General features: G+C 72.6%; 21 protein-coding genes. 9 read left to right on the top strand and 12 right to left on the bottom strand.

The window, feature by feature from the left end:
- Nucleotides 1-14: 14 nt before the first annotated feature.
- Nucleotides 15-2603 (bottom strand): phosphoribosyltransferase, encoded by a 2589-nt coding sequence (locus tag AB0398_RS16635; RefSeq protein WP_366375679.1) that lies wholly within the window; start codon nucleotides 2601-2603, stop codon nucleotides 15-17.
- 18 nt (nucleotides 2604-2621) lie between these two features.
- On the bottom strand, nucleotides 2622-3785 hold the full coding sequence (locus AB0398_RS16640; protein ID WP_366375680.1) for an HpcH/HpaI aldolase/citrate lyase family protein: 1164 nt from the start codon (nucleotides 3783-3785) through the stop codon (nucleotides 2622-2624).
- Between the two features lie 187 nt (nucleotides 3786-3972).
- Here AB0398_RS16640 and AB0398_RS16645 point away from each other — a divergent pair, with 187 nt between their 5' ends.
- Nucleotides 3973-4845, top strand: coding sequence for a TerD family protein (locus AB0398_RS16645; RefSeq protein WP_366375682.1), 873 nt, complete (start codon nucleotides 3973-3975; stop codon nucleotides 4843-4845).
- A gap of 30 nt (nucleotides 4846-4875) precedes the next feature.
- On the opposite strand, the gene AB0398_RS16650 is transcribed toward AB0398_RS16645, so the two are convergent.
- The 6 genes from AB0398_RS16650 to AB0398_RS16675 form a co-directional block, all read right to left on the bottom strand.
- Nucleotides 4876-5613 (bottom strand): Tellurium resistance, encoded by a 738-nt coding sequence (locus AB0398_RS16650; RefSeq protein ID WP_366375684.1) that lies wholly within the window; start codon nucleotides 5611-5613, stop codon nucleotides 4876-4878.
- 100 nt (nucleotides 5614-5713) lie between these two features.
- Nucleotides 5714-6853: a DUF475 domain-containing protein gene (locus AB0398_RS16655; RefSeq protein ID WP_366375686.1), complete on the bottom strand. Its 1140-nt coding sequence runs from the start codon at nucleotides 6851-6853 to the stop codon at nucleotides 5714-5716.
- Between the two features lie 29 nt (nucleotides 6854-6882).
- The gene (locus tag AB0398_RS16660; protein ID WP_030210759.1) at nucleotides 6883-7458 is read right to left on the bottom strand and encodes a TerD family protein; all 576 of its coding nucleotides are present in this window, start codon (nucleotides 7456-7458) and stop codon (nucleotides 6883-6885) included.
- 84 nt (nucleotides 7459-7542) lie between these two features.
- Nucleotides 7543-8118, bottom strand: a complete 576-nt coding sequence (locus tag AB0398_RS16665) for a TerD family protein (RefSeq protein ID WP_053647320.1) — start codon at nucleotides 8116-8118, stop codon at nucleotides 7543-7545.
- Between the two features lie 173 nt (nucleotides 8119-8291).
- Nucleotides 8292-8750: a peroxiredoxin gene (locus AB0398_RS16670; RefSeq protein ID WP_366375688.1), complete on the bottom strand. Its 459-nt coding sequence runs from the start codon at nucleotides 8748-8750 to the stop codon at nucleotides 8292-8294.
- A 261-nt stretch (nucleotides 8751-9011) separates the two neighbouring features.
- The gene (locus AB0398_RS16675) at nucleotides 9012-9434 is read right to left on the bottom strand and encodes a DUF3052 domain-containing protein (RefSeq protein ID WP_366375689.1); all 423 of its coding nucleotides are present in this window, start codon (nucleotides 9432-9434) and stop codon (nucleotides 9012-9014) included.
- Between the two features lie 417 nt (nucleotides 9435-9851).
- On the opposite strand from AB0398_RS16675, the gene aceE reads away from it, so the two are divergent.
- Entirely contained in the window at nucleotides 9852-12584 is a 2733-nt protein-coding gene (gene aceE, locus AB0398_RS16680; protein ID WP_366375691.1) for a pyruvate dehydrogenase (acetyl-transferring), homodimeric type, read from the top strand.
- Nucleotides 12585-12697: 113 nt separating this feature from the next.
- Here aceE and AB0398_RS16685 read toward each other — a convergent pair whose 3' ends face one another.
- Both AB0398_RS16685 and AB0398_RS16690 read right to left on the bottom strand, forming a co-directional pair.
- The gene (locus tag AB0398_RS16685) at nucleotides 12698-13036 is read right to left on the bottom strand and encodes a peptidase inhibitor family I36 protein (RefSeq protein WP_366375888.1); all 339 of its coding nucleotides are present in this window, start codon (nucleotides 13034-13036) and stop codon (nucleotides 12698-12700) included.
- A gap of 278 nt (nucleotides 13037-13314) precedes the next feature.
- Nucleotides 13315-14937 carry an MFS transporter gene (locus AB0398_RS16690; protein WP_366375693.1) on the bottom strand — a complete coding sequence of 541 codons (1623 nt, stop codon included), beginning with the start codon at nucleotides 14935-14937 and terminating at the stop codon, nucleotides 13315-13317.
- 136 nt (nucleotides 14938-15073) lie between these two features.
- Between AB0398_RS16690 and AB0398_RS16695 the strand changes: the two genes are divergently transcribed.
- The 7 genes from AB0398_RS16695 (at nucleotide 15074) to AB0398_RS16725 (ending at nucleotide 22650) form a co-directional block, all read left to right on the top strand.
- The gene (locus tag AB0398_RS16695; protein WP_366375695.1) at nucleotides 15074-15718 is read left to right on the top strand and encodes a TetR family transcriptional regulator; all 645 of its coding nucleotides are present in this window, start codon (nucleotides 15074-15076) and stop codon (nucleotides 15716-15718) included.
- Between the two features lie 110 nt (nucleotides 15719-15828).
- On the top strand, nucleotides 15829-17049 hold the full coding sequence (locus tag AB0398_RS16700) for an alpha/beta hydrolase (protein WP_366375697.1): 1221 nt from the start codon (nucleotides 15829-15831) through the stop codon (nucleotides 17047-17049).
- Nucleotides 17050-17114: 65 nt separating this feature from the next.
- Nucleotides 17115-18071 carry a DUF4429 domain-containing protein gene (locus tag AB0398_RS16705; RefSeq protein WP_366375699.1) on the top strand — a complete coding sequence of 319 codons (957 nt, stop codon included), beginning with the start codon at nucleotides 17115-17117 and terminating at the stop codon, nucleotides 18069-18071.
- A gap of 95 nt (nucleotides 18072-18166) precedes the next feature.
- Nucleotides 18167-19579: a sensor histidine kinase gene (locus AB0398_RS16710; protein ID WP_366375701.1), complete on the top strand. Its 1413-nt coding sequence runs from the start codon at nucleotides 18167-18169 to the stop codon at nucleotides 19577-19579.
- Entirely contained in the window at nucleotides 19576-20256 is a 681-nt protein-coding gene (locus AB0398_RS16715; protein ID WP_366375702.1) for a response regulator transcription factor, read from the top strand. The genes AB0398_RS16710 and AB0398_RS16715 overlap by 4 nt, the downstream gene beginning before the upstream one ends.
- 202 nt (nucleotides 20257-20458) lie before the next feature.
- Nucleotides 20459-21439 (top strand): alpha/beta hydrolase, encoded by a 981-nt coding sequence (locus AB0398_RS16720; RefSeq protein ID WP_366375704.1) that lies wholly within the window; start codon nucleotides 20459-20461, stop codon nucleotides 21437-21439.
- Nucleotides 21436-22650: an acyltransferase gene (locus tag AB0398_RS16725; RefSeq protein WP_366375706.1), complete on the top strand. Its 1215-nt coding sequence runs from the start codon at nucleotides 21436-21438 to the stop codon at nucleotides 22648-22650. The genes AB0398_RS16720 and AB0398_RS16725 overlap by 4 nt, the downstream gene beginning before the upstream one ends.
- A 17-nt stretch (nucleotides 22651-22667) precedes the next feature.
- Here the strand turns inward: AB0398_RS16725 and AB0398_RS16730 are convergent, their stop codons facing one another.
- Nucleotides 22668-23693 carry an aldo/keto reductase gene (locus tag AB0398_RS16730; protein WP_366375708.1) on the bottom strand — a complete coding sequence of 342 codons (1026 nt, stop codon included), beginning with the start codon at nucleotides 23691-23693 and terminating at the stop codon, nucleotides 22668-22670.
- Nucleotides 23690-24142 carry a MerR family transcriptional regulator gene (locus tag AB0398_RS16735; protein WP_366375709.1) on the bottom strand — a complete coding sequence of 151 codons (453 nt, stop codon included), beginning with the start codon at nucleotides 24140-24142 and terminating at the stop codon, nucleotides 23690-23692. The genes AB0398_RS16730 and AB0398_RS16735 overlap by 4 nt, the downstream gene beginning before the upstream one ends.
- Between the last annotated feature and the right edge of the window lie 26 nt (nucleotides 24143-24168).

The raw sequence follows: 24168 nt of genomic DNA on the forward strand, positions 1-24168 counted from the left end.
GCCCGTCGTCGTGCTCACTGGGACACCACCGCCTTGCCGTCGGCGCCCGTCGCGCCCCTGGTGTACTTGGGGTGGATCAGGCCCACGCAGCTGTACGGCAGGTCGTCGACCTCCTCGACCGGGACGCCGCGCTGTTCGGCGAGCAGCCGCACGTGCGCGAGGTCCGCGTCGGCGCCCCGCTTGGCGAGGATCTTCCAGGGGACGCGGCGGAGCAGGACGCGGGTGGTCTCGCCGACGCCCGGCTTGACCAGGTTGACGTCGTGGATGCCGTACTCCTCGCTGATCCGCTCGACGGCCGCCCAGCCCTCCCAGGTGGGGGCGCGGTCGGCGGCCAGGAGTTCCTTGACGTCCGTGTCGACGGTCGCGGCGACCTCGTCGAAGCGGGCGGCGACGGCGTCCAGGAAGACCCCGGAGACGTCGGAGCCGGCCAGCTCGCGGTAGAACTTGGCGCCGTGGAAGTCGTCCGGTCCGACCAGGTCGGAGCGGAGCACGGTGCGCGAGATCAGGCCGGAGACCGTGGAGTTGAGGCAGGCGGAGGGGATGAGGAAGTCCTCGCGCGTGCCGTAGGTGCGGACGCAGGAGCCGGGGTCCGCGAGGACCGCGATGTCCGGGTCGAATCCGTCGAACTCCTCGGACTCCCTTATCGCGTCGGCGAGTTCGCGGGTGATGGCGCCCTTGCCCGTCCAGCCGTCGACGAAGACGACGTCGGCGGGGTCGTGGTGGGCGGCGAGCCAGCGCAGCGCGTTGGCGTCGATGCCCCGGCCGCGCACGATCGAGACGGCGTAGTGCGGGAGGTCGAGGCCGTGGCGGGCCTGCGCCCAGCGGCGCATGAGGACGCCGACGGGGGTGCCGGCGCGGGCGAGCGAGACGAGCACGGGGGTGCCGGCGCGCTCGGCGAGGACGGTCTCGGTGACCGTGCCGACCGCGCGGGCGATCCGGGCGGCGGAGCCCTCCAGGGCGGCGTGGAAGAGCTCCTGGTAGCGCTCGCTGGGCTGGTACTCGACGGGCAGCGACTCCGCGTAGTGGGCGCCGCCGCTCTGGATGGCCTCCTCGCGCTCCTCGGTGGGGGCTTCGAGTTCGACGTCCGAGAGGTCCTGGAGCAGCCAGCCGACCTCTTCGGGTGCGTAGGAGGAGAAGGCGGGGCCGCGGAGGGGCTCGGGCAGCATGGAGCTCCTTTCGGGAGCTTCGGTGGCGGTGACGGTGGTTCTGCCGGTTCCGCCGTTCTCGACGGTCCGCGCGGCCCCGGCCGTTCCGGGGACGTACGAGGGGACCACCGCGAGGACCACGTGCGGCACGTGTTCCGCGAGCCGGGCCAGGAGGCCGTCCGGGGCGTGCAGGGCCGGGGTGTCGGCGGCGGAGTCGACGACGAGGACGACGGCGTCGAAGCCGCCGCCCGCCACGTTGTAGGCGTAGCGCTCGCCGGGGCCGTCGGCCGGGTCGTCGTGGGCGGGGAAGACGAGCCGGGTGCGGATCGCGTAGCCGGGGTCGTCGACGGCGAGGACGGGCGAGCGGGTGGTGGTGGAGTAGCGGACGTCGTGCCCGGCGTCCTCCAGGGCGGTGCCGAGGCGCAGCGGCGCGTACATCAGCTCCTCGAAGCCGAGGACGAGGACGCGGGGAGCGGCGGTGGGCGTGCCGGGGTCGGTGTCGGCGCCTATGCCGGTGCCTGTGCCGGTACCGGTTTCGGGGGTCTCCTGAGCCTGGGGGGCCCGAAGGGTCCGGGGGGCCCGTGACGCCGCCCCCAGGGCCGCTCCCACCCGGTCGGCCAGGGCCGGCAGGGCCGCCTCCAGGCGCTCCCGGTGCTCCGGCGTGAAGCCGTGCCGGCCGCCGTCGGGCAGGCCCCGGGGCCAGTCGAGCCCGGCCCGTACGGCGCCGGGCGCCGGGGCGGCGGCCTTCGGCTCCGGGGCCGTCTCGTGCTCCGCCACCAGCGCCCGGCCCTTCTCCAGGACCCCTTCCGGGAGGCGTACCGTGCCGGCCGCGCGGGCGATCAGGTCGACGCGAGCGCCGATCTCCTCCGCGAAGGCGTCCAGGCGGCCGAGGTCGGCGGCCGAGCGCATGTCGACGAGGGCGACGACGACGTACCGCTCGCGCGGGTAGTTCGCGTGCAGGTCCCTGATCGTGTTGAGGACGGTGTTGCCGGTGGAGAACTCGTCGTCGACCAGCACGAGGGGGCCGTCGCCGGCGAGCAGCTTGGGGTCCTCGGGGAGCAGCAGGTGCGAGGTGGCGTGGGAGTGGGACTCCTCGAAGCCGCCCGCGCGGGCGACGCCGGGCACCGGCCGCCGGGTGGAGTGGAGGTACGGGGCGAGGGCGAGGCCGTCGGCGACGGCGTGGCCCAGGGCGGTGGCGGTCTCCGCGTAGCCGAGGACGACGGCGCGGGCGGCCTCCTCGTCGCCGAGGAGCGCCCGCACGCGCCGGCCGAGGTCGAGGCCGGCGCCGTACACCACCGAGGGGCGCTGGGGCACGTGCTTGCCGAGCACGCCGGAGACGAGCAGGTGCGCGCGCTTGGGGTTGCGGCGCAGTGCGAGGCCCAACAGGTCCGGCAGCTCCTCGTCGCCGATCAGTTCGACGCCCAGTCGCTCCGCGACCCACGTTCCGGTCCACACCACGTCGTCGACGTCCCTTCGTCAGCCGGCCAGTCCGGCGGTGAGCAGCTCCACGAAGCCGACGTCCTCCTTGGCGACGCCGAAGACCTCGGCGCGCAGCAGGATGCGTTCGGCCCACGCGCGGTGCGGCTTCACTTCGTTCATCTTGTTCGTGTACGCGGAGCGGAGCACCCCGCCGCCGCCCCGCTCGGGCCGCAGGATGTCCTGGGCGTCGCTCCACTCCTCGTGGCTGACCACGGAGAGCGCGTGCACCGGCACCACGTGGGTGGGGTGGATGCAGGTCTTGCCGAGCAGGCCGTTGGCCCGGTCGAGCTCGATCTCGCGCAGCAGGCCGTCGAGGTCGTGCTCGATGAGGGCGGTGCGCAGGTCCTCGGCGCTGCCCTCCAGGAAGGGGCTGCGGCGCAGCTGGGGCTTGAACATGCGCTCGCCGGGCCTGAAGTACTCCCAGACGGGTCCGGTGATGGTGAAGCCGGTGCCGTCGGCGCGGCCGAGGACGTTGACGACGTCGGAGATGACGTGGGCGACGACCTTGATGTCGTACGCGGTCATCTCGGGCGAGCGGCGGAGGCCGTAGGTGGAGCAGAAGTCGGTGACGCCGAGGCGCAGGGCGAGGACGCGGTCGCGGTGCTCGCCGGTGATCGAGGCGATTCCGGCGAGGGTCTCGACCCGGGTCTCCAGGTGGAGGAGCTCGGGGGACTCCAGGACGGGCATGGCGTACAGGCGTCTGCCGCTCGTCCGCTCGGCCTCGACGAGCGCTTCGAGGAAGGCGCGGCCCCGCTTCTCGGTGAATTTGGGAAGTACGAATCCGGACAGCAGGTGAATCGTTTCGCCGAGGCGCTCGACCAGATCGGTGATCTGGCCGGGTTCCCGGACCCGGATGAAGAGCAGGGGCAGGTCCGTGCCGCCGGCGGCGAGGTCCGCGAACTCCCGGACGAGGTTCTCCTCGCCCGCCTCGACGTCGGCGTCGCCGATGGAGTCCTCCAGGCAGAGCACCATGGAGACCACGCCGCGGGCGGCCTGCTTGCGCACGGCGTCGGCGAGCCGCGGCCGGGTGGCCGGGCTGTAGAGCGTGGCGCCCAGGGCCGTGGCGAGGGTGCGCGCGGGCGACGCGGCCGTGAACTCGGCCGGTTCCCGGTGGAACAGCCCGGCCCGCTTCACGGACGGGATGTGCCCGAAATGACGCATATGAGTACCCCGTCTGCCTCTCTGTGTCCGGACGACACGTGGCCGGTAATAGTACGTAGGTGCGGGTATCCCCGGTTCCCCCAGCATATGAAATCCAGGTAACCCGTCCGTGTCCGTCGGTCTCGTCCCGGTCTCGGTACCGCCCCCGCGTTGTCCGCGGGTCGGCCGGGAGGGCAGGATTGCGGTCATGACGCACGCGATGCTGAAGGGCTCCAACGTCCCTCTCGACACCGCGGCCGTACGGGCCGTGCTCCGCTGGACCCCGGGCCCCGGGGTCCCCGACGTGGACGCGTCGGCCCTGCTGCTCGGGCCCTCCGGGCGCGTGCGGTCCGACGAGGACTTCGTCTTCTACAACCAGCCGCGCCACCCCTCGGGGCTCGTGCGGCGGCTGCCGAAGAAGCGGGACGCCTCGGGCCTGACGGACACCGTCGAGGCCGACCTCGGCAACCTCGACGCCTCGGTCGACCGGGTGGTGGTCGCGGCCTCCTCCGACGGCGGCACCTTCCGCTCCGTCTCCGACCTGCGGATCCTGCTGTACGACGCCACCGGGCCCGAGCGCGAGCCGCTGGCCCTGTTCGCGGTGACGGCGGAGACCGGCGAGGAGACGGCGGTCATCTGCGGCGAGCTGTACCGGCGCGGGGACTGCTGGAAGTTCCGCGCGGTGGGCCAGGGCTATCCGACGGGCCTCGTCGGCCTCGCCACCGACTTCGGCATCTCGGTCGACGAGGACGCCCAGGAAGGCGCCCAGGACGGCCACGACGGCCTTCCCGGGGCCCCGGAGGCCTCCCGGGGCCCGGACGGCGCCCCCACCGGCTCCCCGGCGCACGGCACGCCCGCCGGCGCCTCCGACCTCGACGCGACCGTGGTCCGCCCTCCCGTGCCGCCGCAGCTGGCGGTGCCGCCCCGGCCGGACCGGGCGCCCGCCTACGGCTACCCGCAGCGGCCGGCGGACGTCCCGGCCCCCGCGTACGGCTATCCGCAGCCCGTGGGCGCTCCCGAGCAGAACCCGGCCCCGGACTTCCGGATGCCGCCGATGGGTCCCCAGTTCGTCAGGCCCTGAGGCGGCCCCGATGGGCACGGCGCCCGCCCGTCACGTCTTGGTCTTGTAGCCGCGGCCCCACTGGAGGCCCCACCCGTACAGCCGGTCCAGCTCCGCCTGGAAGCCGTACACGAACCGCACCTCGCGCCGGACCGTCAGGTCGCCCTTGACGTTCTCCAGGGAGAAGACCGCGCAGGAGCGGGCCTGCGGGGCCCGCTCGTCGAGCTCGATCTCGATCCGGGGGCCGTTGCTCGGGTAGAGCGTGACCTTGGCGTGGGTGCGGTCGAAGGCCGGGGTCTGGTCGTAGATGTAGACGAAGAACAGCAGCCTTTTGATCGCGTCGCGCTGGTCCAGATTGACGAAGATCGTCTCCCCGGAGGAGCCGCCGAAGCGGTCGTCCCCGCTCAGCTTCACGTACGGGGCCGTGTTCAGGTCGCCGAAGAAGTTGCCCAGCGGCTGCACCACGCCCTTGGAACCGTCGGCCAGCTCGTAGAGGCAGCCCAGGTCGAGGTCGACGTTGACCATGCCCTGGGTGTGCGCCTGGACGACCTCGGGCTTGAAGAACTGGGCGGGGTTGCGCAGCAGCCGACCGCTCTGGCGGGAGCGGCCCTCGATGTCGGAGGTCCGCATCCGCCAGGAGAGGTTCACCCGGAGGTTGCCGGTGGCGGCCCCCTGTTTGGTGAGCGAGACGGACGGGCGCCGTTTCGTCAGGTCGATCGCGTTCGACACGGCGTTGCCCGAATCGAACTGTGCCGCCCTCCCCGCGAACAGGTTGTCCCAGAAGGCCATGCCGCCCCACCCCCACCGCTCGTCTGCGTCCCCACATGCCCGCGGGGCGGCCGGGTGCTCCGGCCGCCCCGCAGTGAAGCGTTCCTCGTCGTCGGGGGTGTCACACCCCCGACGTCACCTCTGTCTTGTCTCCCGGGGAGCCGCCCTCGGCCGCCGCGATCGCCTTGTTGCGGCGGACGGACGACCAGAAGGACAGCGCGATCAGGATCACGCCGATGGAGCCGGTGATGAGCTCGCTGATCTCGTGCTGGATGGTGACGAGCAGGATGACGGCGAGCGCGCCGATCGCGTAGTGCGCGCCGTGCTCCAGGTAGACGTAGTCGTCCAGGGTGCCCTCGCGGACCAGGTAGACCGTGAGCGAACGGACGTACATGGCGCCGATGCCGAGGCCGAGCGCCATCCAGAAGATGTGGTTCGTGATGGCGAAGGCGCCGATGACGCCGTCGAAGGAGAACGAGGCGTCGAGGACTTCCAGGTACAGGAAGAGGAAGAACGCGGCCTTTCCGGCGAGGCCGACCGCCGAGACCGGCTTGCCCTCGGCCTTGGCCTTCTCCTCCTCCTCGTGCTCGCGCTCCTCCTCTTCCTCCAGCTTGTTCTCGAAGAAGCCGGAGAGGCCGCCGACGACGAGGTAGGTGATCAGACCGGCGACACCGGAGAGCAGCACGGTCGCGGACTTGTCCACGTGCCCGACGCTGGTGTGCGCGTGCGTCGCGAAGGTCATCGCCGCGACGAGCAGGGCGATGAGCGCGACGCAGACCGACAGCATGTCGACCTTGCCGAGCTTGGCCAGCGGACGCTCCAGCCAGGAGAGCCACTTGATGTCGCGGTCCTCGAAGATGAAGTCGAGGAAGATCATCAGCAGGAACATGCCACCGAAGGCGGCGATCGCCGGGTGGGCGTCCGTGACCAGGGCCTCGTACCGCTCGGGCTCGTCCAGGGCGAGCTGGACGGCCTCGATCGGTCCGACCTTGGCGCTGATGGCGACGATCGCGACGGGGAAGACCAGCCGCATGCCGAAGACGGCGATCAGGATGCCGATCGTGAGGAAGATCTTCTGCCAGAAGGCGTTCATCTTCTTCAGGATTCCGGCGTTGACGACCGCGTTGTCGAAGGACAGCGAGATCTCGAGGATCGACAGGATCAGAACGACCCCGAACGCCTCCCACCCCCACTGCCAAGCGGCGAAGGCCAGGCCGAGCGCCGTGATGGCGAACGACCAGCCGAAGGTTTTCAGAACCACTGTCTACCCCATCGTGAAATTACATGGCTTTACGAAACGTTGACCCCGAAGTCTAGAGCGATGCCCCGCAGCCCGGACGCGTACCCCTGACCGACCGCCCTGAACTTCCATTCGCCGTTGTAGCGGTAGAGCTCGCCGAAGATCATCGCGGTCTCGGTGGAGGCGTCCTCGGAAAGGTCGTAGCGGGCGAGCTCCTGACCGTCCGTCTGGTTGACGACCCGGATGAAGGCGTTGCTGACCTGGCCGAAGCTCTGGCCGCGGTTGTCGGCGTCGTGGATCGAGACCGGGAAGACGATCTTGTCGCAGTGGGCCGGCACCTTGGTGAGGTCCACGACGAGGGACTCGTCGTCGCCGTCCCCCTCGCCGGTGAGGTTGTCACCGGTGTGCTCGACGGAGCCCTCGGGGCTGCGGAGCTGGTTGTAGAAGACGAAGTACTCGTCCCCGAGCACCCGGCCGGCCTGGCAGAGCAGGGCGCTGGCGTCGAGGTCGAAGGGGGCTCCGGTGGTGGAGCGCGCGTCCCAGCCGAGCCCGACGAGGACCTGGGTGAGGTTGGGTGCGGCCTTGGAGAGGGAGACGTTGCCTCCCTTGGCGAGCGTGACGCCCATGGTTCTGTTCCTCCCCGGTGGATGATGAGGCACGTCCGGCGCCGCACTTCCGAGTGCGGCGCCGGACGGTTCGTGCGGTTCGGCTCAGACGTTGACGCCGAAGTCCTGCGCGATGCCGCGCAGGCCCGAGGCGTAGCCCTGGCCGACGGCGCGGAACTTCCACTCCGCGCCGTGGCGGTACAGCTCGCCGAAGACCATGGCGGTCTCGGTCGAGGCGTCCTCGGAGAGGTCGTACCGGGCGATCTCGGCGCCTCCGGCCTGGTTCACGACGCGGATGAACGCGTTGCGCACCTGGCCGAAGGACTGCTGGCGGTTCTCGGCGTCGTAGATCGAGACCGGGAAGACGATCTTGGCCACGTCGGCCGGCACGCCCGCCAGGTCGACCTTGACCTGCTCGTCGTCGCCCTCGCCCTCGCCGGTGAGGTTGTCACCGGTGTGCTCGACGGAGCCGTCGGCGCTCTTCAGGTTGTTGAAGAAGACGAAGTCCTGGTCGTTGCGGACCTTGCCCTCCTCGCTCACCAGGATGGCGCTGGCGTCGAGGTCGAAGTCCGTACCGGTGGTGGTGCGGACGTCCCAGCCCAGACCGACGGTCACGGCGGTGAGGCCAGGGGCCTCCTTGGTCAGCGAGACGTTGCCGCCCTTGCTGAGGCTGACTCCCACGAGTCCCTCCATAGGTTTCCAGGGGCAGCGCCCCCAGTCGTGCGTTGGCATCGGATCAACGTCTGGATCCTAGTGACGGGTTCCCGGTCGAAACAGTCGATTCGCCCGGTGGATCCGAGGGTGTCGGCCCCGGAGAGCGCCCGGAAGCCCCTCCGGAACCCCGCCCGGGCCCCTCAGAGGGCTTCCAGCGCCTTCACGTAGGCGGCGGCGTCGCGGGCGTCCGGCAGGGCGTTGACGACGCTCCAGCGGACGGTCCCCGTCTTGTCGAGGACGAAGGTGCCGCGCACCGCGCAGCCCTTCTCCTCGTCGAAGACGCCGTAGGCGCGGGAGACCTCGCCGTGCGGCCAGAAGTCGGAGAGCAGCGGGAACTCCAGGTCCTCCTGGTCGCCGAAGACGCGCAGGGTGGGGACGGAGTCGGCGGAGACGGCGAGGAGCTGGGTGTCGTCGTTGACGAACGCCGGGAGGTTGGCGCGGAGCTCGCGCAGCTCACCGGTGCAGACGCCGGTGAAGGCGAAGGGGTAGAAGAACAGCAGGACGTTCTTCTCGCCGCGGAGGTCGGCGAGCCGCACGGTGCGCCCGTGGTTGTCCTTGAGCTCGAAATCCGGGGCCTCGGTGCCGACCTCGATCGCCATCGCGTGCGCGTCCCTCTCGACGGGGCCCGCGACACCGGGCCGACGGAACCCGGGGCCCTGGGCCGAAACGGTGAACCCCACCCTACGCCGGTGCGCGAAGGGCCCCGCCCCGTCCCCGGACGAGGGGGCGTGTCCGCACACGGCGGACCGAAGGACCCGCGCCGGTGCGCGAAGACCCGCGTCCGTACGGGAAGGCTCGCGCCCCTACGCGAAGGCCCCCGCAGGACCGGGTCCTGCGGGGGCTCGTCGCGGCGTGGGTGATCAGCGCTTCGGAGAGGCCAGGCGGGTGCCCACCCAGTCCTTGGCGAGGCTGATGCTCTTGGTCTGGGAGAGACCAGCGGTCTGCGCGGCATCGTTGATGTCGCTCGGCTCGATGTAGCCGTCGCGGCCGGTCTTCGGCGTCAGCAGCCAGATCATGCCGCCGTCCTCCAGAAAACCGATGGCGTCCACCAGGGCGTCGGTGAGATCACCGTCCTCGTCGCGGAACCACAGGACGACGCCGTCGGCGACGTCGTCGTAGTCCTCGTCCACGAGATCGGCCCCGATGATGGACTCGATGCCTTCACGGAGATCCTGGTCGACGTCGTCGTCGTAGCCGATCTCCTGGACCACCTGTCCGGGCTCGAACCCCAGCCTGGATGCCGGGTTGGTCCGCTCCTCCGCGTGGTCCGCGGTCGCGCTCACGGCTTGCCTCCTGCTCATTCGGAAAATGCTTGTGGGCCGCGCGTGTGCGCGCGGCGCTGGCCGTAGTCCACACGTGCCGGGGCGGATCGCGCAAGTACCCGGCCCCGGAGACCGCCGAAACGGTGACGTTTGGGGCCGTCTCGCCGCAACTTCCGGCACTGCGGGACCCCCTCCGTGATCGGGTGCGAGCGGTTCGTCCGCTTTCGAGGACTTCTGACTCTTCAGTCTGCCGAACGCCCGGACGAAACGCATGCGCGGGTTGGGCGTAAGGTTGCGATTTGACCACACCCTGGCACCTGGAGGACGCCCCGAAGGGTTACCCCTCGGTAAAGATGACGTCCGGTGTCGGCGGGGTACACGATGGAGATCCCGACCACACCGTGGCCCCGTGACCACCCCGAACAGCGAAGGAAGAGCGTGGCTCCCGGATCCGATCGCAACCCGATCATCATTGGCGGCCTTCCCAGCCAGGTCCCGGACTTCGATCCGGAAGAGACCCAGGAATGGCTCGACTCCCTCGACGCTGCCGTCGACGAGCGGGGCCGGGCCCGGGCCCGCTACCTCATGCTCCGGCTGATCGAGCGCGCCCGCGAGAAGCGCGTGGCCGTGCCCGAGATGCGCAGCTCGGACTACGTCAACACCATCGCCACCAAGGACGAGCCCTTCTTCCCCGGGAACGAGGAGGTCGAGCGCAAGGTCCTCAACGCCACCCGGTGGAACGCGGCCGTGATGGTCTCGCGCGCCCAGCGCCCGGGCATCGGCGTCGGTGGCCACATCGCGACCTTCGCCTCCTCGGCCTCCCTCTACGACGTCGGCTTCAACCACTTCTTCCGCGGCAAGGACGAGGGCGACGGCGGCGACCAGATCTTCTTCCAGGGCCACGCCTCCCCCGGCATCTACGCCCGCGCGTATCTGCTCGACCGGCTGAACGAGGCCCAGCTCGACGGCTTCCGCCAGGAGAGGTCCAAGTTCCCGAACGGCCTCTCCTCCTACCCGCACCCGCGGCTGATGCCGGACTTCTGGGAGTTCCCGACCGTGTCGATGGGCCTCGGCCCGCTCGGCGCGATCTACCAGGCCCGGATGAACCGCTACATGGAGGCGCGCGGTATCGCCGACACCTCCAAGTCGCACGTGTGGGCGTTCCTCGGCGACGGCGAGATGGACGAGGTGGAGTCCCTCGGCCAGCTCTCCATCGCGGCCCGCGAGGGCCTGGACAACCTCACCTTCGTCGTCAACTGCAACCTCCAGCGGCTCGACGGCCCGGTGCGCGGCAACGGCAAGATCATCCAGGAGCTGGAGTCGATCTTCCGGGGCAACGGCTGGAACGTCATCAAGCTGATCTGGGACCGCTCCTGGGACCCGCTGCTCGCGCAGGACCGGGACGGCATCCTGGTCAACAAGCTGAACACCACCCCGGACGGCCAGTTCCAGACGTACGCCACGGAGACCGGCGGCTACATCCGGGACCACTTCTTCGGCGACGACCAGCGGCTGCGGGCCATGGTCGAGGGCATGAGCGACCAGCAGGTCCTGCACCTGGGCCGCGGCGGCCACGACCACCGGAAGATCTACGCGGCCTACGCGGCGGCGAAGGCCCACGCCGGCCAGCCGACCGTGATCCTCGCGCAGACCGTCAAGGGCTGGACGCTCGGCCCCAACTTCGAGGGCCGCAACGCGACCCACCAGATGAAGAAGCTGACGGTCGACGACCTCAAGCGCTTCCGCGACCGGCTGCACATCCCGGTCACGGACAAGCAGATCGAGGAGGGCCTGCCCCCGTACTACCACCCGGGCCGGGACTCCGAGGAGATCCAGTACATGCACGACCGCCGCAAGGCGCTCGGCGGGTACGTGCCGACCCGGGTCGTGCGGGCGAAGCCGCTGGAGCTCCCCGACGACAAGGCCTACGCGGCGGCCAAGAAGGGCTCGGGCCAGCAGTCGATCGCCACCACCATGGCGTTCGTCCGCATCCTGAAGGACCTCATGCGGGACAAGGAGATCGGCAAGCGCTTCGTGCTGATCGCCCCCGACGAGTACCGCACCTTCGGCATGGACGCGTTCTTCCCGAGCGCCAAGATCTACAACCCGCTGGGCCAGCAGTACGAGGCGGTGGACCGCGAACTCCTCCTCGCCTACAAGGAGTCGCCGACCGGCCAGATGCTGCACGACGGCATCTCCGAGGCCGGCTGCACGGCCTCGCTGATCGCCGCCGGCTCCGCGTACGCCACGCACGGCGAGCCGCTGATCCCGGTGTACGTCTTCTACTCGATGTTCGGCTTCCAGCGGACCGGCGACCAGTTCTGGCAGATGGCCGACCAGCTGGCGCGCGGCTTCGTCCTCGGCGCCACCGCCGGCCGCACGACGCTGACCGGCGAGGGCCTCCAGCACGCGGACGGACACTCCCACCTCCTCGCTTCCACCAACCCGGCCTGCATCGCCTACGACCCGGCGTTCGGCTTCGAGATCGCGCACATCGTCAAGGACGGTCTGCGCCGGATGTACGGCCCCGAGGCCGAGGACGTCTTCTACTACCTGACCGTCTACAACGAGCCGATCCAGCACCCGGCCGAGCCGGAGGACGTGGACGTGGAGGGCATCCTCCAGGGCATCCACCGCTTCAAGCCGGCCGAGGCGGGCACGATCCCCGCGCAGATCATGGCCTCCGGCGTCGGCGTGCCGTGGGCGATCGAGGCGCAGCGGATCCTCGCCGAGGAGTGGAACGTGCGGGCCGACGTCTGGTCCGCCACCTCCTGGACCGAGCTGCGCCGCGAGGCCGTGGCCGTCGAGGAGCACAACCTGCTCCACCCGGACGAGGAGCAGCGCGTCCCGTACGTGACGCGCAAGCTCCAGGGCGCCGAGGGCCCGTTCGTGGCGGTCTCGGACTGGATGCGCTCGGTGCCGGACCAGATCTCCCGCTGGGTCCCGGGCACGTACACCTCGCTGGGCGCGGACGGCTTCGGCTTCGCGGACACGCGCGGCGCGGCCCGTCGCTACTTCCACATCGACGCCCAGTCGATCGTGCTCGCGGTGCTGACCGAGCTGGCCCGCGAGGGCAAGGTCGAGCGGTCGGCCCTGAAGCAGGCCGTGGACCGCTACCAGCTGCTCGACGTGGCGGCGGCGGACCCGGGCGCGGCGGGCGGCGACGCGTGAGCCGTACCCCGTGAGGGGAGCCGAGGGGCGGTGGGACCGACGGTTCCGCCGCCTTTCGGCGTTTTCCCAAGCCGCCCCGCGTCGTCTCCCGACGCCCAGCTCCCCCTGCGCCCCTACCGCTCCCAGATCTTGAACGCTCTGACCTCGTGGGGCGACTGCGGCACCCAGGTGCCCTTCCCCGGGTAGGTCTCGAACTCGCCCGTCTCCGCGCACTCGGCGGACTGGTAGGTGGTGACCGGCCGTCCGGTGCGGTTCGCGAGGGACTGGGCCGAGGTGCCGGCCGGCAGGGCGACGCAGCTGTCGACGTCGGTCGTGGCCAGCTCGTGGGTCCGGACCGCGCCCCTGAAGTCGGGCCTGGGCCAGAGGCAGAGCTTTCCGGGACCGCAGGCCCCGAGCGTCACCCCCGTGGCGGCGGCCCTGCCGGTCGCCGTGGCGGTCGCCGCGCCCGGCAGGGCGGCGAGGAGGAGGACCGCCAGGACGGCGGTCGTCAGCAGTCGCTTCGCACGCAGATCGTTCAAGGTTCTCAACCCCCGGTTTCGTCACTCTCCGTGACAAGAACTCTGCCGGAGGTCACCGCCTGTTGAGAAGGGGGCCAAAGCTTCTTCACCCGAAAGGGCGACGGCCCCCGCCGGACCGGGTCCGGCGGGGGCCGTACGAAAGACGTGTGAAAGGTGCGCGAGAGGCGTGCGAGAGACGCGCCGGAGACCCGTGCGAGAAGAGAACGCGCAGGTCAGATGTGGGCGCCGCCCATGCCCGCCTCCGCGTTCTCGCCGCGCTTGGTCAGCAGGGCGACGCCCGCCGCGACGACCGCGACGACACCGGCGACGGTGAAGGCCAGGCCCATGCCCTGGAGGAAGGTGTCGTGGATGACGCCGCCGATCACCTGGACGAGGTCGGGGGTCATGCCCGGCGCCTTGGCCAGCTCCGGCGGGACCATGCCGAACTCGGCGGCCTGCTCCAGCTGCGTGTTGGGCGGGGCCGGGATCCCGGCCGCCTTCCAGTTGTCCGCGAAGACGTCGGAGACCTTGGAGGACATGACGGCGCCGAGGACAGCCGTGCCGAGCGCGCCGCCGACCTGCATGGCGGCCTGCTGCAGACCGCCGGCCACGCCGGAGAGCTCCAGCGGGGCGTTGCCGACGATGACCTCGGTGGCGCCGACCATGACCGGGGCGAGGCCCAGTCCGAGGAGGGCGAACCAGAGGGACATGACAAGGGTGTCGGTGCCCTCGGAGAGCGTGATCATGCCGAACATCGCGGCGGCCGTGCAGACCATGCCGCCGACGAGCGGCACGCGCGGACCGAACTTGGTGATCAGCGCGCCGGCCAGCGGCGAGGAGACGATCATCATCGCGGTCAGCGGCAGCAGGCGCAGACCGCTGTCGACCGGGCTGAGCCCCTTCACGCCCTGGAGGTAGAAGGTCACGAAGAACAGGCCTCCCATGAAGGCGAAGGCCATCAGGACCATCAGCACCACACCGGCCGAGAGCGGCACGGAGCGGAACATGGCCAGCGGGATGAGCGGCTCCTTGACCTTCGTCTCCCAGAGGGCGAAGAGCGCGAAGAGGAGCACCGCGCCGAGCAGGCAGCCCCACGTCTTGGCGCCGCCCCAGCCCCAGGACTCGCCGGCCTTGATGAGGCCCCAGACCAGGGTGCCCATGGCGCCGGAGAGCAGCAGGATGCCGGGGATGTCGAAGGAGCGCGGCGCGTTCTCCGCGCGGTGGTCCTTCAGGATCACCAGGCCGAAGACGAGCGCGACGACGCCGACCGGCACGTTGATGAAGAAGACGGACTGCCAGCTGACGTGCTCGACGAGCAGGCCGCCGACGATCGGGCCGCCGGCCGTCGAGGCGCCGATGACCATGCCCCAGATGCCGATCGCCATGTTCAGCTTCTCGGCGGGGAAGGTGGCGCGCAGCAGGCCGAGGGCGGCCGGCATCAGCAGGGCGCCGAAGAGGCCCTGGAGGATGCGGAAGGCGATCACGGCCGCGATCGAGTCGGAGAGGCCGATCGCGCCGGAGGCGGCGGCGAAGCCGGCGATGCCGATGAGGAAGGTCTGGCGGTGGCCGAAACGGTCACCGAGCTTGCCGGCGGTGATCAGGGCGACGGCGAGCGCGAGCAGGTAGCCGTTGGTGATCCACTGGACCTGGGCGAGCGAGGCGTCGAGATCGGCCTTGATGGCGGGGTTGGCGATCGCGACGATCGTGCCGTCGAGCGCGACCATCATCACGCCCACGGCGACGGCGAACAGGGTCAGCCAGGGATGGCCGCGCAGTCCCTTCGCCGGACCCGATGCGGGTCCCGGGGTACCCCCCTGGCCCTGCGGGGCCTTTTCCACGGTGGTCTGACTAGTCATACACCGAGGCTAGTGACAGTCGCTGACAATTGACAAAGCGATTCACGCGTCGGTAACTGTCACGTAGCTCACAGGTACGCTGAGCCGGAAGAAACCCCCGCAAAGCGTCTGTGGCGCCGGAGAAGAGGAACCCGAGGTGACCCTGACCGGTCTGCGCGAGCGGAAGAAGCAGCGGACGCGTGACGCGCTGATCCGGGTGGCCCTCGAACTCTTCACCGCCCAGGGGTACGAGCGGACCACGGTCGACGAGATCGTCGAGGCCGTCGAGGTCTCCCAGCGCACCTTCTTCCGCTACTTCTCCTCCAAGGAGGAGGTCGCCTTCGCCGTCCAGCAGATGGTGGAGGAGCGCTTCGTCCGCTCCCTGGAGCAGCGGCCCCCGGCCGAGGGCCCCCTCGACGCGATGCGCAACGCCGTCCTCTCCTCCTGGGACACCATCGGCGAGGCCATCACCGCGGTCGTCCCGGTCGAGCTGTACCTGCGCACCTTCCGGCTGATCGAGTCGACGCCCGCGCTGCTCGCCGTCCACCTGCGCCGCTCCACCGAGATGGAGGAGACGATCGCCCGGATCATCGCCGAGCGCGAGGGCGTCGACGTGGACGCGGACCCGCGGCCCCGGATCGCGGTGGCCGCGTTCAGCGGGGTGATGCGGGTGACCGGGCAGATGTGGGGCCGGGGCACGGACCAGAGCCTGGAGGCCATCCGCGCGCTCACCGAGCAGTACCTCGACCACCTCGGCCCGGCCCTGACCCCGCACTGGCGGGACCGGCGGAACGCCTCCTAGGGGCCGTACGAGACGTCTTCCGGCCCCTCCCGGTTCCCCGTTCCACGGAAGCGTGACCTCCGTCCCACCTGGTACGGAACCGTCCCCACCGCCCCGTAGGGTGGCGGCCCGTGACACCTGCCGACACCGCTCCCGCCCCCCTCGCCGCGCGCGCCCTGCTCGCGCTCGTCGTCGTGCTCGTGCTCCTCGCGACCACCGGGTGGACCACGGTCCGGCACCAGCCCCCGCCGGGGGCCTCCCGCGGGGCCGCGCTCGCCGCCTGGGCGCGCGACCGGGTCGACCACCGCCCGCTGCCCGACCCGGCGGCCCCGCCCCGGACCGTCGCGGCGTTCTTCGCCGGGCTCGGCCCGGCGGGCGGCGCCCGGCTCGCCGCGCGGCACCCGTTCGTCGTCGGCAACCTCAACGGCGCCCCGGTCGCCCTCCGCTACCGCGCCAACCGGATCACGCTCGCCCGCGCGTACGGCGCCGAGCGCGGCAGGGCCGACGACCCCCGGCTCTCCCCCGAGGGCCGGCACGAGGCACAGCGCCGGATCGACCGCTTCGCCTCGCTGCTGCGGCCGGGCCGCCAGATCCTCGCCTTCGACCCGACGGGCACGGGCCGGGCCGCCGAGGTCCTCGGGGACCTGGAGCGGGCCCGGCGCGTCTCGGTGGTCGTGCCCGGCGTCGACACCAACCTCCTCACCTTCCAGCGGACCCACGGCCGGTACGGGGCCCCCGTCGGCATGGCGCGGGCCCTCTACGACGCCGAGCGGCGGGCCGCGCCCGGGACCGGGGTCGCGGTGATCGCCTGGGCCGACTACACCGCGCCCGCCGGGATCGGCGTCGACGCGCTGACCGGCCGGCTCGCCGAGGCGGGCGCCGCACGGCTCGTCGGACTGGCCGAGGCCCTCCCCGGGGACGCCCGGGTGGCGCTCTTCTGCCACAGCTACGGCTCCGTGCTCTGCGGGGTCGCCGCGCCCCGGCTGCCCGCCCGGGTGACGGACGTGGCCGTCTCCGGAAGCCCCGGCATGCGGGTGGAGCGGGCCGCCGACCTCGCCACCCCGGCCCGGATCTGGGCCATGCGGGACGCGGACGACTGGATCGCCGACGTGCCCCACCTGGAGGTGGGCGGGATCGGGCACGGGGCGGACCCGGTGGCGCCCGAGTTCGGCGCGCGGCTGCTCTCGGCGGGCGGGGCCGTCGGCCACAGCGGCTACTTCACGCCGGGGACGGTGAGCCTCGGGAACTTCGCCGCGATAGGCGTCGGCGCCTATCCGCGGCTGGTCTGCGCACGTGCCGGCGGCGCCTGCCACGACGGAATATCCGGCGCGGAAGGGTCTCGACGCGCGTAGATCCCGCGATTTCGGGACCTTTCACAGGGGCGACGCCGGAGCGGGCGCCGCTTACGATGAGGCGTATGGGTGATGTGCTGGCCGGAATTCATGCCGCCTGGGAGTTCGAGAGCGACGCCCTCGTCATCCGCTTCGAACGGGGGATCCGCACGCCGAAGCTGTACCAGGTGCTGCGCGAACGCCGCGTACCGTACGAAGCGCTGGCGTCCGTGACGCTCACCCCCGGGAAACGGAACACCGTCGTGCTGCACGCCGTGCCGAGACCGGGCGCCGATCCGCTGATGGAGGCGGCCGCGGGGCAGCTCAAGGAGAGCTGCGATCCGTACCGGCTCGCGCTCCCGGCGGACCGCGAGACGCTCGCCGAGTACTACCGGGACGAGCTGCGGGCGCTGCTGCCGCCGGAGCCGGGGGCCGCGGGGGCCGCCGGACACGGCGGGAGCGCGCCGTACGACGGACTCGACGACCACGGTGGGGTGCTCGACGCGCCCGGGGACCCGTACGGGGCGGACGGGGGCGTGGCGCCCGCCGAGCGGTTCCTCGTGGCGCCGCCGTCGGGACCGCTGTCCTTCAAGGCGTACGACGGGAAGGCGTCCTTCGACGGCAGTGCGGAGGTCGCGTTCCGCTGGTTCTGGACGGGGGCGTCCTCGGAGAAGTGGAAGGCCGGTGACCAGACCTTCTCGGTACGGGACCTCTGCGGGATCGAGTGGCGCTCGCCCGACGTCTTCGACGGGCACCTGCGGCTGCTGAGCCGGGACGGCGGGCCCCGGCCCAGCCAGCCCGACCACGACCCGGCGTCCGTCGTCTTCGGCCTCGGCTACGGGCTGGTCCACGAGTCCCTCCCCTTCGCGGCGGCGGTCCTCGCGGCGATCCGGGCCTCGGACCGCACCCCCGTGCCGGTCGGGTCCCGGACCCCCGGAGCGGTGGCCGAAAGGATTCGGCACCTGGGCGAGCTGCACCGGGCGGGGCTCGTGACGGACGAGGAGTTCTCCACGAAGAAGGCGGAGCTGCTCGCGGAGCTCTGAGTCCCCGGTTCCGAGCCGCCGGGGCTCCGGGCTCCCGAGCGCCCCCGGGTCGTACCCCGGTATCAGGAGCACCCGGCCGCACCCCGGTCCCCGGTATGACGCCGGGGGCCGGGGCCGCTGCCTACGCTGGGCGGGCCATGACCAGCGCACCGCGGCCCGAGCCGCCCACCCCGCCCCGGCCCGAGCCGTCCCCCGCTCCCCCGCCCGGACCCCCCGGGGCGGGTGCCCGGCGGGCGGTCGCCGGGGTGCGCGAGGCGTTCCATGGGTTCGGGGCCGCGCTCACCACCCCGACCACCCCCGGGGCGCCCCTGCTCGCCGACGCCGCCTCCCGCTGGGTGCGGCTGCTCCCGTACGTCGTCGCGCTCGCCCTCACGGCCTCGCTCCTCCCCAGCACCGTCATCCTCCTCGCCGACGACTACGGCCTCAACGGCGCCCTCGCCGGGGCGATCGGCACCGCGCAGACCGCGCCGCTGCTGCTCGCCGTCACCCGCCCCCTCCAGGCCTGGTGGGTCGTCTTCGCCGCCGACGTGCTCGGCGCGCTCGTCCTGCTCGCCGCCGACGGCCCGCGCGCCCACCTGTGGCCCTGGACGCCGCCGCTCGTCGTCGGCTACTGCGCGCTGATGATCGCGCTCGGCCTGCGCGAGTCCCGCCGGGCGCTGTTCGGGGTCTGGCTGGCGACGGGCGCCGCCGGATACGTCCTGGAGGCGTTCCTGCCCGCCGGGTACACCAGCGTCCACACCCTGCTGCTCGTCCTGAGCGGGGTGCTGCTCCTGCTCACCTCGGCGGTGCGCGCGCGGGGCGACGCCCAGCGGCGGCTCGTGGAGCAGGAGACCATCAGCGAGGCCGAGCGGTCCCGCCGCACGCTCCTGGAGGAGCGGGCCAGGATCGCGCGCGAGCTGCACGACGTCGTGGCCCACCACATGTCCGTGATCACCGTGCAGGCGGATTCGGCGCCGTACCGCATCCCGGAGCTTCCCGACGCGGCCCGCGAGGAGTTCGGCTCCATCGCGGCGAGCGCGCGCGAGTCCCTGGCCGAGATGCGCCGACTGCTCTCGGTCCTGCGCAGCGACGGCGGCGAGGGCGGCGAACTGGCCCCGCAGCCGGGGCTCGACCGGCTCCAGCAGTTGGTGGAGGCGACCGTACGGGCCGGGGTGCCGGCCGAGCTGCGGCTCGCCGCCGACCTCGGGGACGTCCCGCAGGCGGTGGACCTGTCCGCGTACCGGATCGTGCAGGAGGCCCTCGCGAACGTCCTCCGGCACGCGCCCGGCGCCGCGACCCGGGTCTCGGTCCGGGCGGACGGGGGGTGGCTGACGGTCCTCGTCGTCAACGGGCCGTCTCTGGAGGGCGGTTCGTCCGTCGAGCGGGACGCGTCCGGCACCGGGCACGGGCTCGTCGGCATGCGGGAGCGCGTACGGTTGACCGGCGGCTCGCTGGACACCGGGCCGCTGCCCGACGGCGGCTTCCGGGTCGCGGCCCGGCTTCCCCTGCGCACGGAGGACCCCGAGTGACCATCCGCGTCATCATCGTCGACGACCAGGCCATGGTGCGGGCCGGGTTCGCCGCGCTGCTCGCCGCACAGCCCGACATCGACGTCGTCGGCGAGGCCCCGGACGGGCGGCGGGGCGTGGAGGCGGCGCGGTCGGCGCACCCGGACGTGGTCCTCATGGACGTGCGGATGCCGGAGCTGGACGGGCTCGCGGCGGCCCGCGAGATCCTGTCCCCGCCGGCCGGGGTCACGCACCGGCCGAAGGTGCTGATGCTGACCACCTTCGACGTGGACGACTACGTGTACGAGGCGCTGCGCGCGGGCGCGTCCGGCTTCCTCCTCAAGGACGCGCCGCCGGCTGACCTGATCGCGGCGGTGCGGGTGGTGGCGGCGGGCGAGGCGCTGCTCGCCCCGTCCGTGACCCGCCGCCTGATCGCCGACTTCGCCGCCTCCCGCCCGGCCCCGCGCCGGGACACCACGGCGCTGCGCCTGAACGGCCTCACCCCGCGCGAGACGGAGGTCCTGGAACTGATCGCCCGGGGCCTGTCCAACCAGGAGATCGCGAGCGGTCTGGTCCTCGCCGAGCAGACGGTGAAGACCCACATCGGCCGGGTCCTGGCCAAGCTGGACCTGCGCGACCGGGCCCAGGCGGTGGTCTTCGCGTACGAGTCGGGGCTCGTGACGCCGGGCACGGCCTGACACCCGGACGCGGACGAGGAGACCCCCCGGGGGAAAACCCCACCCCCCTCCTGGGGGTCCGCCGCTCCTCCACCCCCTACCCCGGTATCAAGCGGTGATTGGCCCCCCGGTGTGACGTGCCGTCACCCACCCCCTTCCTACCTTCCTCCCGTCGCCGGACGACCGGCGGACGAACGAGGAACCGGAGAGGGAGGGCGGGCCCATGCGCCGCGTTTCGAGGACCCTGATCACCGTGGCCCTGGCGGCCGTCGCCGTCGCCGGGACGGCCGGATGGGCGTCCGGGGACGCCCAGGAGGCCGTGACCGGGGCGCCGGTCGGAGTCGGGGCGTGGGTGGGGGCGGGGCTGCCGGACCCGGAGGGGATGGGGCCGGCCGGGACCGCGCGGTTCTTCGCGGGACTCGATCCCGTACAGAAGAAGAGGCTGGTGCGGGACCATCCGGCCGTCGTCGGGAACCTCGACGGGGCCCCGCCGGAGCTGCGGTACGAGGCCAACGCCCTGGCCACGAAGGGGGCGTTCGGCGACGCCCGGGTGCTCGCCTTCGATCCGCGCGGCCGGGGCCAGGTGGCCCTGGTGTACGGGGACCTGGCGCGGGCCGCGCACGTGGCGGTGGTCGTGCCCGGCTCCGACGTCGACGCCGGGCACGTCCGGCCGCTCGCGGACATGGCGTCCGCGCTGCACCGGGCGACCGGCGGCCGGACGGCGGTCGTCGCCTGGGCCGGGTACACCACGCCCGTCGGCGTCGGCCTGGACGCGGCCACCGGGCGGCTCGCCGAGGCCGGGGCCGAGCGGCTCGCCCGGTTCGTGGACGGCCTGGCGGCCGTCGGGGCGGCCGAGCCCTCGGTGTTCTGCCACAGCTACGGCTCGGTGGTCTGCGGGCTCGCCGCCCACGAGCTGAAGGCGAAGGACCTGGTGGTGTTCGGCTCGCCGGGGATGCGCGCCGGGAACGTCGCCGGGCTCGGCACCTCCGCGCGGGTGTGGGCGGCGAAGGATCCGACCGACTGGATCGACCGCGTCCCGAACGTCTCGTTCGCGGGCCTCGGGCACGGGACCGACCCCACCGAGCCGTCCTTCGGCGCGCGCCGGATCCCGGCCGGGGACGCCACCGGCCACGGCGGCTACTTCGCGGCCGGGACCTCCTCCCTGCGCGCGTTCGCCGCGATCGCCGAGGGGGACGTCCGATGAGCGCCCCCGCCCTCGTGAGGCGCGCGGCCCGGCGGATCGAGGCCGCCACCCCCGCCCACCGCGACCGGGCGGTCGACGGGCTGCGGGCCCTCGCCCTGCTCGCCGTGCCCACCGGGCACTGGCTGCTCGGCGGCTTCACGCGCTCCGCCGACGGCGCGCTCCACAATGCCAGCCCGCTCGGCGCCTTCCCCGGGTTCGCGCCGGTGAGCTGGGTCCTCCAGATGCTGGGGATCTTCTTCCTGGTCGGCGGGTACGCGTCCGTCCTCTCGTACCGGCGCCGGAAGGGCTCCACGGGCGACTGGCTGAGGGCCCGGCTCGCCCGGCTCGGGCGGCCGGTGCTCGGGGTCACCGCCGTGTGGGCGGTGCTCCTGCCCCTGCTGCGCTTCGGGCCCGGGGTGCCCGTGGACACCCTGCGGACGGCGTCCACGCTCGTGATCCAGCCGCTCTGGTTCGTCGGGGTCTACACGGTGGTCACCGCGCTCACCCCGCTCTGCGTGCGGGCCGCCCGGCGCCTCGGGGTGTGGGCGGCGGCTCCGCTGCTCGGCTCGGTGGCCGTCGTCGACCTGCTGCGGTACGGGCCGTACGCCGACGCCGTGCCGTCCTGGCTGGGCCTGCTGAACATCCTGCCCGGCTGGCTCTTCGCCTATCAGCTCGGCGTCTCGTGGGGCGAGGGCCGGGTGACCCGGCGCCACGCGTGGGCCCTCCTCCTCGGCGGGGCCGCCCTCTTCGCCGCGCTGCTGCTCGCCTTCGGCTATCCCGCGTCGATGGTCGGCGTCCCCGGCGAGGCGCGCACCAACTCCCACCCGCCGTCGCTGCTCGTCCTCGCGCTCGCCGCCGCGCAGAGCGGGGCCGCGGTCCTGCTCCGCGACCGGCTGGGCGCGCTCCTGCGGCGGCCCGCGCTCTGGGCGCCGGTCGTGGTCGTGAACCTCTCGGCGATGACGGTCCTGTGCTGGCACCAGACGGCGATGCTGGCCGCCGCGGTCCCCGCCGCGTACGCCGGGGAGGTCCCGGGCCTGGTCGGCGCGCCCGACTCGGCGGGCTGGATCCTGGCCCGGCTCGCCTGGCTGCCGGTCTTCGCCGGGCTCCTCGTCCTGATCGGGCGGTACGCGCGGGGCTTCGAGTCCCCGTGGACGGGGGCCGGGCCCGCCCGCCGCGCCCTGGCGGGGCTGCTCGCGGCGGGCTTCGGGGTCTTCGCCCTGGGGCTCGGGTGAACCCTTCCCCGGGGTGCTCAGACCTCCCGGCCCACCGACGTGAAGCTCATGTCCGGGTAGCGGTCGCCCGCCACCAGGCCGGCGATCGGCTCCAGCTCCGCCAGTTCGGCGTCGGTGAGGACGATGCGGGTGGCGGCCGCGTTCTCCAGGAGGCGGGAGCGCTTGCGGGTGCCGGGGATCGGGACGACCGTGAGGCCGTGCACGGAGGCCCGCCGGTGGACCCAGGCGAGGGCGATCTGCGCCGGGGTCGCCCCGTGGGCGGCGGCGATCTTGCGGACCGGGTCGAGGAGGGCGGCGTTGCGCTCCGCGTTCTCGCCGGTGAAGCGGGGCTGCTGGGCCCGGAAGTCATCGCCCTGGAGCTCCTTGCCCGCGTCCGCGAACGCCCCGGTCAGGAAGCCCCGGCCGAGCGGCGAGTACGGCACGACGGTCACGCCGAGGTCGGCGGCGGCGCCGACGGCGCTGCGCTCCACGTCCCGGGAGAAGAGCGACCACTCCGACTGGAGGGCGGCGATCGGGTGCACGGCGTGGGCCTCGCGCAGCTCGGGCCCGGTGACCTCGCTCAGGCCCAGGTGGCGGACCTTGCCCTCCCGGACGAGCTCGGCCATCGCGCCCACGGACTCGGCGAACGGGACCCCCGGGTCGCGGCGGTGCATGTAGTAGAGGTCGATGGTCTCGACGCCGAGGCGGCGCAGGCTCGCCTCGACGGCACCCCTGATGTACGCGGGGTCGTTGCGGACGGCCCGGTAGGCGGGGTCGTCGGCGCGCCGCTCGATGGCGAACTTGGTGGCGAGGACGACCTCGTCGCGGTGGGCGGCGAGGAAGGGGGCGAGGAACTCCTCGTTGGCGCCGCTGCCGTAGATGTCGGCGGTGTCGATCAGGGTGACGCCGGCCTCCAGGGCCGCGTCGAGGGTGTCGCGGGCGGCGGCCTCGTCGGTGGCGCCGTAGAACTCGCTGATGCCCATGGCGCCGAAGCCCTGGACCCCGGCCTCCGGTCCGTCCTGGCCCCCGAGGCGCACGGTGTCGATCCTGTTCACGCTGGTCATGAGGGTGTTCCTCCGCATACGGTCCCGTAGTGGTCGATCTTGACGTCGAGCACGGCGAGCGTGTCCTGGAGCTCGGCGATCCGGGCGAGGACGTCCCGCCGGGTGGCTTCGAGGAGCTCGCGCCGCTCCTGGTGGGTGTGGCCCCCGGCGCGCACCAGCTCGGCGTACCGGACCATGTCGGCGACCGGCATCCCGGTCAGCCGCAGCTTGCCGACGAAGGCCAGCCAGTCCAGGTCGCGCGGGGTGAAGCGGCGCTGTCCCGTGTGCGAGCGGTCGACGTGCGGCATGAGGCCGATCCGTTCGTACCAGCGCAGGGTGTGCGCCGAGAGGCCGGTCAGGGCGGCGACCTCGCTGATGGTGTGGTGCGGCGTCCGGGCGCCGCCGGTGGTCGTACCGCCCGTGGCCGTACCGCTCACGGCCGTACCGCTCGTGCTCGCGATCGCGCTCATGTCTCCACGCTAGGGGGTTGGAGTGC

Origin of the sequence: Streptomyces sp. NPDC086147 (genome assembly GCF_040702165.1) — a bacterium.
Taxonomy (GTDB): domain Bacteria; phylum Actinomycetota; class Actinomycetes; order Streptomycetales; family Streptomycetaceae; genus Streptomyces.